We start from the raw sequence: 14,062 nt of genomic DNA on the forward strand, positions 1-14,062 counted from the left end.
TGGCCGACCTGCGCGCGACCCTGGCGGCGGCCTACGGCCCGGACCTGGACAAGATGTTGTCGGTGTGCGCCTACCTGGTCGGTGACGAACTCACCTGAGATCCCGCGGTCGCGCTGAGCCCGCGCGTCGACGTCCTGCCACCCTTCGCGGGCGGCTAGACCGCATCTGCCACCGACATGCCCCATGTCGTCACGGGGTCCCTCCGCCCTCAACAAGCCCCCGATTCCGCGCCAGAACGCTTTCGTACGAGCTCAGCAGTGAGCGAGCAAAGTGCGGCCAGAATTCGCCAGATTAGCGCCGGTTCCGCTGCGCAGCGGAACTGATCCATGGAATGCCATCCGCAACCGATTCTGAATCTGGCGAGCACGCAACCTCCCTCTCATCACCGGCGGTCCGGTCGCACGGTTGCTGTGATTGTTTACCGGTACGTGTAGGTTTGCGGTTGGATTCGAAAATTCAACTAACTTGCGACCTGACCCGTGAGGTCGACCTATCTGATCTGGCTCCCGCTGGATCCGGGTTTCGGGAGTTCCAGGCATGCTGACCCGTAGAAGGTCATGGTGCCGACATCCTTTCCGCTATCTATGTGCCGGCAGGTGTGTGCTCGGTTTCGAGCTGGCGAGCCCGTCGCCCAGATAGCGGAGGGCGCTTGTCGATGCGGGCGTCCGAGAGGGTAATCCGAGCGCGGTGGCCGACGCGCTGGCCCCGGCGAAAAGGAACATTTTCGCGTTGGAAGCCGAACTCAACCTCGCCCGCGACGCGTGCAAATTGTTCCATACGCAAGCGCCGAATCAAAGGCCGCTCTACTCGCCGGGTGCGAGATGATCGTCAACCACAAACTTGTGGCCTCGATCATGTTCGTGCGCGGCATCTTCGGCCTGCTCGGACGCAAACAGCGCGGCCACCCGATCCTCACAGTGAGCACTCCGACGGACCTGCTGAACCGCACCCTCACCGCCGCTCCCCCAACGACGAACCGTTCCTTTGCTGGCGTCTCGCCAAGCCTCCGATTCTTTTCTTGTCAGGCGTTCCAATTCTTGCCGGACCCGAGCGAGGGCCGTACTCAATGCTAATACTCCCTCGTGTCGCACCACTTTGACGGACGTGGGCGTGTGGCCACGGTGAGATAGACGTCCTTCCAGTCGCACGAATCCCTGGCGATGGGAAGCGATGTCGAGCCAGCCGCCAGGGTTGACGATGAGAGCGTTACCCTCCGCATCCCACATTACGACGCGATACAGCTCATCGCGGCGACTTTCTCGAACGACAGCGTAGACGTCATCGGGCACTGAGTGCGGCGGCGACTCGTCAGCAAGAGTGTCAACCATGGAATGAACTATGCACGCTTTCTATGCCTACAGCATTGAAAGAAATTTACAGGATATCGGCCACCGCCAGTGGTTCCGTTCTCAAGGCCGCGCATACTGTTTGATGCTTGACCTGGCTGCTGCTGACGATGCCGGTAGGTGTGTTGCAGGATCAGGTCAGCGGCGACGAGGGTCCTCGCGGACGAGTAGTTGAAGCGGCTGAGGCTGCAGAAGTTCTTGGAGATCGGCGGTCCCGGCGACCGCTGGCATTCGTTGCCTACCCTCCCCTGAGCCAGTGCCATTCTTGCCATTCCTTTTCAGCCGAACTGGCTTACCGACCACCCTTGAACCAGGTACGCAGATGGACGGGCTTGTACGCAACACCGCAGCTCACTGAGCCGCTCGAAGGAAATCAGATCCTGGACCAACCCTGGACCAAACCCGGACATAGTCCATCGGGCGGTAGTCGCCTTCGTGGATGAGAATGGGTGCTCGCTGCGGGTCATCGGTAGTCGTCCGAACACCATCAGCGGCGGCGCTCGCGGTACAACGGCCGGTCCGGTCCGGTACGCAACGCATCGCCTACCTTCATCAGCGGCATCAGCACGACGGCGAGCATGGCAACTGATAGTTCACCGTCCCCTGCTCGCGCAGGACTCGAATATTCGACAGGGTAGATTCTTCATAAATACCGTTGCATTTTACAACTGGGAAGTATTTCACCAATCGATTGAATGCATGAGCACTGCTCGCGGGCTAAGCCTATACCGCGAACGGCGTTGAACTCACCTCATTGTCACCACGGCTGGGACGAAACAGTATTCATGATCGAATAGAATCCGCGGCGAGCCCAAGTCTCCGACTGCACAATGGCAGCGGCCCGACCCGATCGCTACAAGAGGCCTGGCCTTGCCTGTCGCGGAAAGCCCAGGGCTGGCGGCGCATGAAGCACCGAGTGGTTACCGGAGGAATCGAACGTGAAGACACTTGCAATCGCAGCCGGCATCGTTGCCGCATCCCTCACGGCACTGGCGCCTGCCGGCATCGCGGCGTCTAACGAGATCGCGATCATCAACCGCATCGCGTACGAGGGCAGGCACGGGGACCTCGATCGGTGTATCAAGGTCGGTCCGATGCACATCACCGTCGAGAACCACACTCGCAACCGAACCGCCTATATCTATGAGTCCGACAACTGCACCGGCACCGCTGCGGGCATGGTGGCACCAGGTGCCAAGGGCGCCGCCTACGGCACGACCGTCGTCTTCAAGAAGCCTTCTGGCATCGGCAGCTTCATGCGATAGAGACCTGTGCGCTGGCAGCGCCGGGCGCACTCGTGGGTGCCGGCAAGGATCGTGGCACATTGCGGCTGATGACACAGTCCTTACCGGCACCCCTCATCACCCGGCTGCTCGACGACGTCACCAACCAGCCGCGACTGGTTTCACATCGAGAGCCGTCGACAGATCCCTGGAACTTAAGATAGGGACCTCGAGCGAGGATTCCCGGCGCGGCTAATCAACCGGAACTGTGGATCCGACAGCTCCTCCTATGTCTCAAGCCTCGATGCGTAGGGACTGTCGGAACAACGGCTCTGGCTCAGTTCCGGTGGCGCTCCAACTATGTGAGCAGGATCCGATGTCGGAGTAGTTCGAAGCTGACCGCCCGTACATTTGTCGTTTGATCAGCTTGGTTTTTCGTGTTGACGCCTTCTATCGGGCCGTTGCTGTAGGGCACGGTCAGGCCGGCGACCGCAGCGTCGTGGTCCTGGTCGAGGCCGCGCAGGAAGGGTTCGAGTTCGGTCAGCCCGGCCTCGCGGACCTGCCTCATGCACCCGTCCAGGTCGCTACCGCGGCGCTCGCCCAGGATCGACGCGAACTCGCCGACGAGCCGGGCCAGGTCTGTCATCTCGGGGCAGGAGACGACGAGTTCGTTCGGATGAGCACGGCGCCCGGAGGGAAGATCGGTGGGGCGGCTCATGATCCACGAGGTCAGCCGCCGTGGCGAGGGAGTGATCCGGTCGTTCTCGGCGCGGCCCTGGTTGAGGTATTTGTGCAGCAGGTTCAGGCTGCCCGTGTAACCGAGCGCCTTGATCTGGTGGAACAGGTGCAGGACCGGAACCCCAAGTTGATCGGCGCAGCGCTGCCGCAAGTGGTCGCGGTAGAGGTCGACCGAGCAGGCCCGGTAATACGGTGGGCGTCGCAACTGGTCCGGCTCGGACGCTCGGGCGTAGCGTCTTACGGTGTTCAACGCCAGGCCGAGGCGGCGCGCGCAGTCCAACACGCCGACGCCTTGATCGAGAAGGTCGTGCACCGTATGCCACCGTTGCAGCGTGGTCGTCTCGCAGGTGAGGGTTTGCCGTTTCGGACCGGCCGCGGCCCAGCATCGGCCATGCGCGGCAACGACTTCCTCACCGATCGGGCCAGGCCGTGCCAGAGATGCCAGCGGTCACTGACCTGCAACGCGTCGGGCCGTGCGTGCCGGATCGCTTCGGCGTAGGTGGCTCATCCATCGCGGACGACGACCTCTACGCCGGGGTTGTCACGCAGCTTCGCTTCGAGCGTCTCGGACTTGCGGTCGGCCAGGACATCAATCTGTTCGTGGGTGACCGCGTCGATAACCGCAGTGCCGTCGGTTCCGGCGCGGCAGCGCGAAGTCGTCCACGCTGACGACCGGTGGAATCGGTCGGCGCGGGAGCGGAATCCGCAGCAGCACTCCCACCGCGGTATGACGAGACATCCGAACCGGCAACGCAGCCGGGACACGGACCGCGGCCCTGGCTGGCGAGTTCTCTCACGAGCGCCCGCACCTGACCGGGCAGTGCGGCGCTGGTAGCGTCGAGCAGGCCAGGAATCTGTTCACGAAAGGTCCGGCGGTACAGCGGCGTCGGGCAGACCAGCCGCCGAACCGCACCCGCCCGACCACCGGACGGCCGTCGATCGGCAGATCCGCAACTGTCCGGTGGTGGTAGCTGTGGATCTTCGCTGACGCCGCGCCGCAACGCGAGCACACCGCCGGGCCCGGCGCTGTCCTGGCTCACAACGATCCGCGAACCCTCATCGCCAACAGCATCGGTCACCAGCGCCGACAGACCCGATAAGACGAGCCCGACAACAACATTCACCACACCCACCGAGGCATCGCGCCGTCAGGCCTTCACGTCGCACCACCGGAAGTGAGCCAGAGCCGGAACAACGGCGGATTTGACCTTGGTCTGACTGGCCGACCTACCCAGGAGTTCTTCCGCTCCACCGGCGCCAGCAACCCTGTCAGTCACATACGCCCTCGCCCACCCTCTCGGCTCGCCCGCCCGAACGCCCCAGCAACGCGAGCGAACACATCAATCAGACTCGACAGCCACACTTCAAATAATTTGCGGCACAACATCTTCCAGCACCACAACAATCAACAGGTAGCGAACTACAACTGTCGCGCTAAGGAGCACGGCTGTCCCTGACCGGGCGGGATTCGGCGAACGTGCGCAACAGGGACACGGTCGAAGACATTCGACCGAGACGACCGGGCCGGTGCCGATCGAGCTGAACCGCGCCCGTGATGGCAGCTTCGAACCCCAAATCGTCCACAAACACCAGCGCCGATTGACCGGGGTGGTGCGAGATCGTGCTATCGGTGTAAGCCAGAGGGTTGATATCGGCGTTCAGACACCCGGGTCACCGATCACGGCTGCAACGATCTCGCCAATCGACTCGACCAGGAGATCGATCCGGCCGTGATCCCCATCCGAAGATTAGGTGCCAGTGGTTGCCCCGCGATTCACTCCAAAGGTGATCAATCCGCTCGGGCGCTCCTACGGTCGACAGTGCGGCCCTGGCTGCGCGGCCAGGAGCTGCTTCTGCAGACCCCGGGCTCCGCTAGCTCCGAGACGGACTCGATCCGCCTGGCGCAATGGCTGGTCTCATGGCATATCCTCCCCAAGAGGACTCGATTCTAACGGCGTATGCACCAATCACTTTCCACCGGGCACAGTTCCCGATCGTCGAATCGCTCACCCAGGACACTGTCACCAACCCGCACTCCCGACTGCTGGGCAGCGCACGGCTGCAGCCTGGAGTTCACCGAAAACCAATTCCAAGGCCGGGACGGCGTTCCTCGATCAGCCGTTCTCCTCCACGCTCGGTGTCAACATTCACCTCACTGCTCTTGCGCGGGAGCAGCCGCGCTCAGGTGCGCTGATGACATCCAGACTCCATTCGGAGGCGAGTATCTCTCCTCACCACTAGTGTCCGGAAGACCGGGGCAACCTTCTGTTTGTCGTTACAACGCCGTCGAGTCAGACTGTGAACCGAGGCCGGGCAGGTGGACACATCACGTGCAAGTCAACCGCATAGGGCGACAGACGGTTTACGAGTCAGCCCGCCCGATCTCCGGCGGCCCTACGGGGGCCAACTGGCCCCGACCATGAAACCGCTTCCACCAGAGAGGATCAAGACTCGCCCGGCAACTCCATACCAACCAGATGCTCCTGGGCCAGTCGGCGCAGCGCAGAGATCATCGTCTCGCCCAGAATTGTTCCGACAATGGCGGTCTCGGTCATCCGATCGAGGCCGGGCACCGCACGGACTAAAGCGATGTCGGTGGCGGCAATCGCTTCCTCCGCACATGCGTAGTCGTCCATCGCAGCGACTACGTTGCAGTGTCCGAGCACGCGTAGCACTGCGCAGACGTCCATAAGGATGCTGCGGCCCGCGCTGTTCTTCTCGATCCGCCAGCCGCGCCGGTCCAGCAGCGCCGCGACATCCGCAATGGCCGCTGCACGCTGAGGTCCGCCGACAAGTGACCGCCGCACTCCCAGGGCCTGATGCACACGAACGAGTGCGTCCCAGGCGGGCCGGCCGTCGCCGAGCACCATGAGCAGTTCCTTGGCTGCCTCGATGGAGACATTACCGACGTCGACCAGCACCCGGATAAGTCGCAGCCTGCCAACGTGGGCGTCAGTGTATTCCGTTTGGTTGCGATAAGTCCGCACGCCGGGAGGGAGTAAGCCCTCACGCACGTAGTACTTGATCGTAGTGGGCGGAACACCGCCGGCGCGGCTGAGTTCGCCAATCCGCATCGGGGCTCCTCAAGCTTAGTTTCGGCTACGGTCGTTCAACGGTCGCTGCATCAGAAAATTTGCGCCACACCCTCTTAACCGCGATCATGTTTACGAGATAATGTAGTTACATAAGCGGCGTGGAGCTCGATACTTCAAACCGATGGATGCATTGTTTACCAAGATACCCAGTGCATACTAGTGTCCCATTCTGTCATGGAACCACATATGACGATGCAGATGCCGACACTCCAAAAAGCGTTTTCGCTAGACAGCGGAAATCCTGAATCTGAACAGTTATACTCTTAAATAGTCGGATCGATATTTACCCGGATCAAAGCCAACAACGGGTGGTGGCCGCTTTTCATTAGAGCAAACGGGGCCAGTTGGGCGATTGCCATCGCCGATTTTCCTTACACAGACACCGCGCCCCAGCATCCGCTAAAGGAACTCAAGCACGCGTAAGCAGCCGCAATGTATGTCATTCATGAAACATGCGAAGATCATCGAGGATCTCTCTTGCCCAAGACACCGGCACAGCATCCGGCCCAGCAACGCTCATCGCACTCATGACTGCAAGTAACATTCCGGTGGCGAGGAACCGATTTGCTTCTGATTTCGACGCCCCAGTCAACTCCAACGTCAACTGATAAATCCCGCCGAATCTAACTCTCGCCTGTTCCCCAATCTCTGTATTCGCGCTCGCAGCGAATCCATGGAGCAGCAACTGCGGCAGTTCTCGCTCAGCGAGGAACACCGAGTAACCGTCGGCAAGGGCGGCGAGGGCTTCATGAATATTGGCATCAGGGGCGGCGGCGGCGCGAGCGCAGTTGAATATACCTTCGATTCGGTCGAAGGCACGATGCAAAGCCGCACGAAAAAGGTTCTGTTTGGTACCGAACAGGCGGATCACGTACGGCTGCGAGACTCCCGCGCGCCGAGCGATCTCATCGGTCCCAGTAGCGGCATAGCCGGATTCAGCGAATGCAGTAACCGCCGCGCGCAGAACCTGCTCGCCGCGCTCAGTTGCCGTCATCCTCGTCTTGATAACCATTTTGCTTCATTTCTCAACAGCCTGTGCCACTGACATAACTATCAGATGATCGACGTTAGTTCAATAACCCCCGATGCAAATCAGATGCCGATTTCCACATCCGTGATCGGGTAAGCGACGCAGGAGTGCGTGTAGCCGAATCTGGTGTCGGACAAGCGCAATTTAGCCTCGTCCGCAGTGAAAACTTCACCCTTGACAATCCGGATACGGCAGAGGCTGCACTCGCCGGAGCGGCAAGCTGCTTCTGGCCGAATTTGATTGTCCTCCAGAGCGTCCAGCAGCGGTCGATTGCGCAGAGTCTGGAATGAAGTCCCGGCGACAGTCACAGTGACCGTCTCGGTCGGGTCGACAGCTGAAGGCCAGTTCGGTTGAACAGTGGGGTCCCCAGGTGCGCCGTTGGCCTCGAAACGAATTCGCTTACGCGGATGAGCGAGAAGCTTCAGTTGCTCTAGAACGTAGGGATACATGGCTTGCGGTCCACACACGTAGACCATGCGTTTATCGAGGTCACCCACGAGAGATTCGATTGTTTCGGCAGTCATGAACCCGGAGGTACCGGTCCAACCAGCCTCGGGTTCAGCGATCACGTGATCGACGGTAATACGTGCATCTTTAGCGGCGACCTCATCCAACTCGGCGCGGAAGATGACGTCAGCAGCGCGGCGGGAACCATAAATAAGGTGGAAGCTTCTGTCAAGATTGCGATCGACGATCTCGCGGATCATGCTCATCGCCGGAGCGACACCAGAGCCACCCGCCAAGAACACGACATCCGCACCATGAAAAAGCGGATTGTAATGAAAGGTTCCCATCGGCCCAGTCGTGTCGAGCGATTGTCCGACTCTGACGTTATCGAGCAACCAGTTACTGATCCGCCCACTCGGCACGCGACGAAGTGTCAAGTCATAGTAATTCTGCTGCGCTGGGCTTGAGGATATCGCATAGGGTCGACTTGTACCGTCGGCGAACACGTTGATATATTGACCCGCTAGAAACGGCGGAACACCCATCTCGTCCGACATGACGAGCCGGAACGTCTTTGCGGTCAGCGTCTCATTGATGACCTCAGAAACGGATAGCCGGAGCCGCTTCGGGTGATAAGTATTGATTATGGTCCGCGTTTCCGCACCGTGATCTCGGGTGTCGCGCGTGCGTGCGTCTATTTCGTCGAGAATTTCACGTGCACCAGCAAATCGGTGTGCGATAGGGTGTACCATTTTTTTCCTTTCACGCGCTCTTCATACACAGCAAATTTTGGGCGACACGCGCACCAGCGGCGAGCGTAGGTTGGAATCCGCCGATCCCTGTCCAGGCACCGACCAGATGCAGTCCGGGAATATGACTTTCTCGTTCATTGTCCCGAAACAGCCAACCATCAGTTCTGTCCTGCTCGTAACCATAGATGCTGCCACCTGGATGACCCAGATACCTCATCACAGTGAGTGGAGTAGCGACGTCTATCTCTTCTATAGAATCTCGTATTCCGGGCGTGATGTATTCGCACATGTTCAGCAGCGTCTCTGCATAGGCGAATTTTACTCTGGAATATTCGTCAGGTCGCACCTTATTCCACGCGTCGGCATAATGGAGAGACATCAAGCTAATGTGAGTGGCACCAGCAGGGGAAAACCCGATCGGCGCTACATCATAGGAAGACACAGCCACGCCACGGGCCGGCTTAAACGATCGGGCTGCGGCGAAAGTGCGATCATCATCGGTGTCCAAGTTCACAAAGTTAGTACTCGTAGTAAATCCAAGTTCCGCAGGTGTGGTATCCAGACCCATATGCAATACAAAAGCCGAGACGCCCACCAGTCGGGTCGATAAATCATCTCGAACCGCCGTGGGCATGTCGTAGTTCTCTACCATCCCATAAGTTGTCGGTAGCGAAGCATTCGAAATGACATCCGAGGCAGTCACTTCGTTGCCGTCTTCTAGTCGTACACCATGCACACCTTTTTCGCTGGCGAGGATAGCTGTCACTTCAGTATTGAATAAGACCGTGCCGCCAGCCTGTATAAATACGTCTAATATGGCGGTAGACATTGCCTGAGATCCGCCTCGTATGTGCCATGGTTTAAATTCGAAGTAGGCGAAAAGCATTATAGCGAAATCTTGGAAACACAGCTTCGATGGCGGCTGCCCAAGATAGCCCCAATAAATTCCAAGCGCGAATTTTAGGAGTTCGTCTACGAAGTACTCATCTAGAACATCTTTCAACGGCCGCAAGCCATAGGCGAACAGCACTGGTTCGATCTTTTCAGCATGCATGCCACGCATAGCGGCGAGCTGCCAGAATGTCACCTTCTTTACCAGTTCGAAGAACTGCTGCAGTCGAGTGCGGTTGCCAGGAAAACGGGCTTCGAGCACTTCGACGGCAGCGCCCCAGTCGGCAGGCAAGGTCACATCCAGCCGCCCCGGAATAATCGCCCGGTACAACTCCTGTTCCTGTACAAATTCAACCCGGTCGACGATGCCGAGTTCGGTGAATAGCCCTTCCCTCAGAGACGCCGGCTGGCCCTGCACACCCACACCAGACAGTTGGTGCAAAGCTACTTCGAACTCGAATCGACCTCGGCGGAAGGATGTTCCGCAGCCGCCAGGAACGTTATGTCTCTCCAGCAGAAGCGTTCGGGTGCCCGCTCGTTGCAGAGTGGCCGCAGCCGTCAGTCCCGCGTTTCCCGCACCGATGACAATGACGTCATAGTCGCTCATGGTACGAGCACCACATGCCGAAGTTGCGAGCCGGGCTGCGCTACGACGTGTCCGAGCGGGAGCTCCACGCGGCTCGCCAGCGCCCAGTCGATCAACGATGGGCGAATCACGACCGTAGGGTCGTCCGTCCTGCGCGCCTCGTCGATGTACCGAAGGTCGCACCAATACGGCTGATTGTCACTGACCACGGCTCCGAAGGCTCGACCAACTGCGTTGATGGCAGCTGCGGTATGAACCTCCATCGGCCGAGGCTTGAACGCCACTAGGTCGATGGGAGCAAGCCGGTCCCCCAGTGACAGTTCGCGTGTCACTGGATCCAGCGTCTCAACAGTGTGCATGCCAGCCCCTCACATAGTAAATTATTTGTGTATTGGGACTGAAGCGTAGCCACGTATATGGCACTACGTCCAGAGAGGATAGGTCAAAAAACTTCATACCTCCACGAGCATTGAGACGGTTGACGGCGCGCAACCCGTGTGGCCGTCCACATACTCGTAAGGATCATTCGCAATCTCTCGGCTACTGATGCGGCGAACACACCTATGCGCGCATGCTCGTTTGGTGCCAGGCATGCTGTTCGGGTGACGAGGGGTCACCCGAACAGCCCACCTCCCGTACTAGTGTTCCGCGCCTGAAATCCGTTCGATATATCTGGCGAGGGAGTCCAGGATCTCTTCGGCCGTCTTCTTCCAGACGAACGGACGGGGGTTGGCGTTCCAGTGTGCGATCCAGTCCATGACGTCTTTCTCCAGTGCCGCAACACTTTTGTGAACACCACGTCGGGTGACCTGATCGGTGAGGTAGCCGAACCAGCGTTCGACCTGGTTGAGCCATGACGATCCGGTCGGCGTGAAGTGCACGTGGAACCGAGGGTAACGTGCGAGCCATTCGTTGACGATCGGGGTCTTGTGGGTCGCTAGGTTGTCGCAGACCAGATGAACGGCCAATTCGGCGGGTACCGCCTTGTCGATCGAGACCAGGAACTTTCTGAACTCCGCGGCACGATGGCGGCGGTGCAATTCCCCGATCACGGTGCCATCGGCGATGTTGAACGCCGCGAACAGGCTCGTGGTGCCGTGGCGAGCGTAGTCGTGGGTGCGACGCTCGGGCATGCCCGGCATCATCGGCAACACCGGTTGTGAACGATCCAAGGCCTGCACCTGCGATTTCTCGTCCACGCACAGGACAACGGCTCGCTCCGGCGGATTGTGGTACGGGCCGACCACATCCACTACTTTCTCCACGAACAGCGGGTCGGCCGACAGTTTGAATCCATCGACCAGGTGCGGTTTCAGATCGAACCGCCGCCAGATCCGCCCGATCGTCGATTTCGACAACCCGGTCCGCTCGGCCATCGACGCCCGCGGCCAATGCGTGGCATCCCGCGGGTGCGCTCCAACGTCCACGCCACCACCTGCTCCACCCGATCCAGCAGTATCGACGTTGGCCGACCTGGACGTGGCTCATCGGCCAGACCGGCTAGACCGTGCTCGATGAACCGGCGCCGCCACTTCGCCACAGTCATCGGCGTGACACCTACCGCAGCCGCGACATGCGCGTTCGCCGCACCCGGCTCCGCGCACGCCAGCACGATCCGGCACCGCAACGCATACGCCTGCGTCGACGTCGCCGCCCGCGCACCCCGAACCAGCTCCCGCCGCTGCGCCTCGGTCACCACCAAATCCGGCCCTGACCTCGGCCGCCCCGTCCTTGCCACCGCCGAATCCTACGATCAACGAACGGATTTCAGGCGCGGAACACTAGGTTGTGTCTTCGATGATCAGGGCCAGGACGACTCCGGCGCGGTAGGTGATGGCCAACTTGTCATAGCGGGTGGCCACCGCACGCCAGTGCTTGGCCTTGTTGAAGGCACGTTCGATGACGTTGCGCCGCTTGTAGGTCTCCCGATCGAAATCAGGCCGCCCACCGCGGCGACCTCTGCGTTTGCGGTTGGCGATATGGTCGGATCGTTCGGGAATGCCGGTGCGGATACGTTTGCGCCGCAACAAGGCGCGGTTGGCGGCCGAGGAGTACGCCTACTTAGCTGGTAACGACCAGCTTTCGGTAGCGTTCGACGCCTGCGTCAATCCTGGCCTGTGAGGCCGTGCGGGAGCGGTGTCCGGGAGTGATCGTTCGGCAGTTCGGCCGCGGCGAACGACGCATGGAATACGCCTGGGGCCAGACCCCTTTGACAAGACGTAGCGCGTCGTCGCGGCCGGACCGCCACTCCCGACTTGTTTGTCCGGCGACTCCTGCCACACCTCCGGTCCGGTGAGGCCTCGTGCAAGACCGCGAGCGTCGGCGGCAAATCCGGAAGTGGCTGGGCAGCTGATTCCACTGTTGTCCAGCCATTTTCGGGCGTTTCATTGATCGTGGTCCGAGCCCGTCCGCACGAACGAACACCTCGAAGACTGCGAGCTGCGAGCTCTCAAGGAGATCGGTGTCGTGCGGGTGCGCTGGGAGCGCGAACAACTCATCGGAGGCCAGCCCATCGAGGCTCGTAAGTAGGGCGTCGCGCGTTCCTGCTGGGTCTTGTGACCTGCGGAAACAACCGAAGAACTGGAGGACGGATGAGCCGCTACTGCGGGATCGATTGGGCCGAAGGCCATCACGACATCGCCATCGTCGACCAGAACGGCACCCTGGTGTCGAAAAGACGGATCACCGATGATCCGGCCGGCTTCACCGCCCTCACCCAGCTGCTCACCGATGCCGGCGATACCGCCGAGGACCCGATCCCCGTCGCGATCGAAACCCCACGCGGGTTGATGGTCGCCGCGATCCGCGCCACTGGCCGAGCGGTCTATGCGATCAACCCGATGGCCGTAGCCCGTTACCGCGAACGCCACACGATGGCACGCGCCAAGTCCGATCATGCTGACGCGATGACCTTGGCCAATATTCTGCGCGTCGATGCGCACATGCACCGCCCGATCCCCGCGGACAGCGAACTTGCCCAGGCCATCGCGGTCCTGGCCCGCGCTCAGCAGGACGCCGTGTGGCGGCGCACCAAGGCCAGCAACGAACTGCGCTCGCTGCTGCGCGAGTACCACCCGATGTTTCTGGCCACCTTCGCTGACAAGTCCGCCACCAACCTCGCTAAACCCGAGGTCCGCGCCATCCTGGCCATCGCGCCGACCCCTGCCGCGGCGGCGAAACTGATCCGGGTCCGCGTCGCGGCCGCGCTGCGCCGGGCCGGACGCCAACGCGGCATCGACGCCTTGGCCGACGAGATCGTGGCCAAGCTGCGCCGTCCCGGCCTGCGCCAACCAGACCTGGTCGAACAGGCCATGGGCCGCCAGGTCCTCGCCCTACTCGCCACACTCGACGCCGCCTGCACCGGCGCCGACGACCTCGAGCAAGCCGTCGCCGAGAAGTTTCGCACACACCCCGATCACGCAATAATCACCAGTTTCCCCGGCCTGGCCGACCTCACCGGCGCCCGCGTCCTCGCCGAAGTCGGCGACGACCGCAACAGATTCGCCGACGCCCGCGCGTTGAAGGCCTACGCCGGAACCGCACCCGTTACCCGCGCGTCCGGGCGCAGCATTTCGATCACCTTCCGCCGGATCAAGAACGACCGGCTGGCTGCCGTCGGCTGGGTCTGGGGATTCGCCGTCGGCAGCAACCCCGGCCCAGCCCGAGACCACTACCTCAACCGCCGCGCCCACGGAGACCGCCACTCCGCCGCCCTGCGCCACCTCGTGAACAAGATGCTCGGCCAGCTCTACTACTGCCTCCAGAACCGGCGGGAATTCGACCCGCTCAAAGTCTTCGGACAGTCCGGTACACACGCCCCGCAACCCGCCGCAGCTTGACATTTAAAACCATCGGAGGTCTAGTGCCTCGTCCAAGTAGGTTGCCTCGGTAACCGGGTGTCGGGTTGATCGTGGACCTGTTGCCGGTGATGCTGCCGGTGGAGGTGGTGCCGGT

9 protein-coding genes and 2 pseudogenes are annotated in these 14,062 nt (G+C 60.9%); 3 read left to right on the forward strand and 8 right to left on the reverse strand.

The window, feature by feature from the left end; all coding sequences use genetic code 11:
- Positions 1-821: 821 nt before the first annotated feature.
- Together ABZW96_RS36490 and ABZW96_RS36495 are read left to right on the forward strand one after the other, a co-directional pair.
- Entirely contained in the window at positions 822-1,073 is a 252-nt protein-coding gene (locus tag ABZW96_RS36490) for a hypothetical protein (protein ID WP_355081323.1), read from the forward strand.
- Positions 1,074-2,284: 1,211 nt separating this feature from the next.
- Positions 2,285-2,611, forward strand: a complete 327-nt coding sequence (locus ABZW96_RS36495; RefSeq protein ID WP_355081325.1) for a hypothetical protein — start codon at positions 2,285-2,287, stop codon at positions 2,609-2,611.
- Positions 2,612-2,927: 316 nt separating this feature from the next.
- Here ABZW96_RS36495 and ABZW96_RS36500 read toward each other — a convergent pair whose 3' ends face one another.
- The 8 genes and pseudogenes from ABZW96_RS36500 to ABZW96_RS36535 all read right to left on the reverse strand — a co-directional run.
- Positions 2,928-3,620: a hypothetical protein gene (locus ABZW96_RS36500; RefSeq protein WP_355081327.1), complete on the reverse strand. Its 693-nt coding sequence runs from the start codon at positions 3,618-3,620 to the stop codon at positions 2,928-2,930.
- 480 nt (positions 3,621-4,100) lie between these two features.
- Entirely contained in the window at positions 4,101-4,319 is a 219-nt protein-coding gene (locus ABZW96_RS36505) for a transposase family protein (RefSeq protein WP_355081328.1), read from the reverse strand.
- Positions 4,320-5,751: 1,432 nt separating this feature from the next.
- On the reverse strand, positions 5,752-6,381 hold the full coding sequence (locus ABZW96_RS36510) for a MerR family transcriptional regulator (RefSeq protein WP_355081330.1): 630 nt from the start codon (positions 6,379-6,381) through the stop codon (positions 5,752-5,754).
- A gap of 460 nt (positions 6,382-6,841) precedes the next feature.
- Positions 6,842-7,414: a helix-turn-helix domain-containing protein gene (locus ABZW96_RS36515; protein ID WP_355081332.1), complete on the reverse strand. Its 573-nt coding sequence runs from the start codon at positions 7,412-7,414 to the stop codon at positions 6,842-6,844.
- 80 nt (positions 7,415-7,494) lie between these two features.
- Positions 7,495-8,631 carry an FAD-binding oxidoreductase gene (locus tag ABZW96_RS36520; RefSeq protein WP_355081333.1) on the reverse strand — a complete coding sequence of 379 codons (1,137 nt, stop codon included), beginning with the start codon at positions 8,629-8,631 and terminating at the stop codon, positions 7,495-7,497.
- Between the two features lie 10 nt (positions 8,632-8,641).
- The gene (locus ABZW96_RS36525) at positions 8,642-10,129 is read right to left on the reverse strand and encodes an NAD(P)/FAD-dependent oxidoreductase (protein ID WP_355081335.1); all 1,488 of its coding nucleotides are present in this window, start codon (positions 10,127-10,129) and stop codon (positions 8,642-8,644) included.
- Between the two features lie 617 nt (positions 10,130-10,746).
- Positions 10,747-11,846, reverse strand: a pseudogene (locus ABZW96_RS36530) (IS630 family transposase).
- 43 nt (positions 11,847-11,889) lie between these two features.
- Positions 11,890-12,165, reverse strand: a pseudogene (locus ABZW96_RS36535) (transposase); the annotation flags it as partial.
- A gap of 534 nt (positions 12,166-12,699) precedes the next feature.
- Between ABZW96_RS36535 and ABZW96_RS36540 the strand changes: the two are divergent.
- Positions 12,700-13,947, forward strand: a complete 1,248-nt coding sequence (locus ABZW96_RS36540) for an IS110 family transposase (protein ID WP_355081336.1) — start codon at positions 12,700-12,702, stop codon at positions 13,945-13,947.
- Positions 13,948-14,062: the final 115 nt, after the last annotated feature.

This window comes from Nocardia sp. NPDC004168 (genome assembly GCF_040610355.1).
GTDB lineage: Bacteria > Actinomycetota > Actinomycetes > Mycobacteriales > Mycobacteriaceae > Nocardia > Nocardia sichangensis.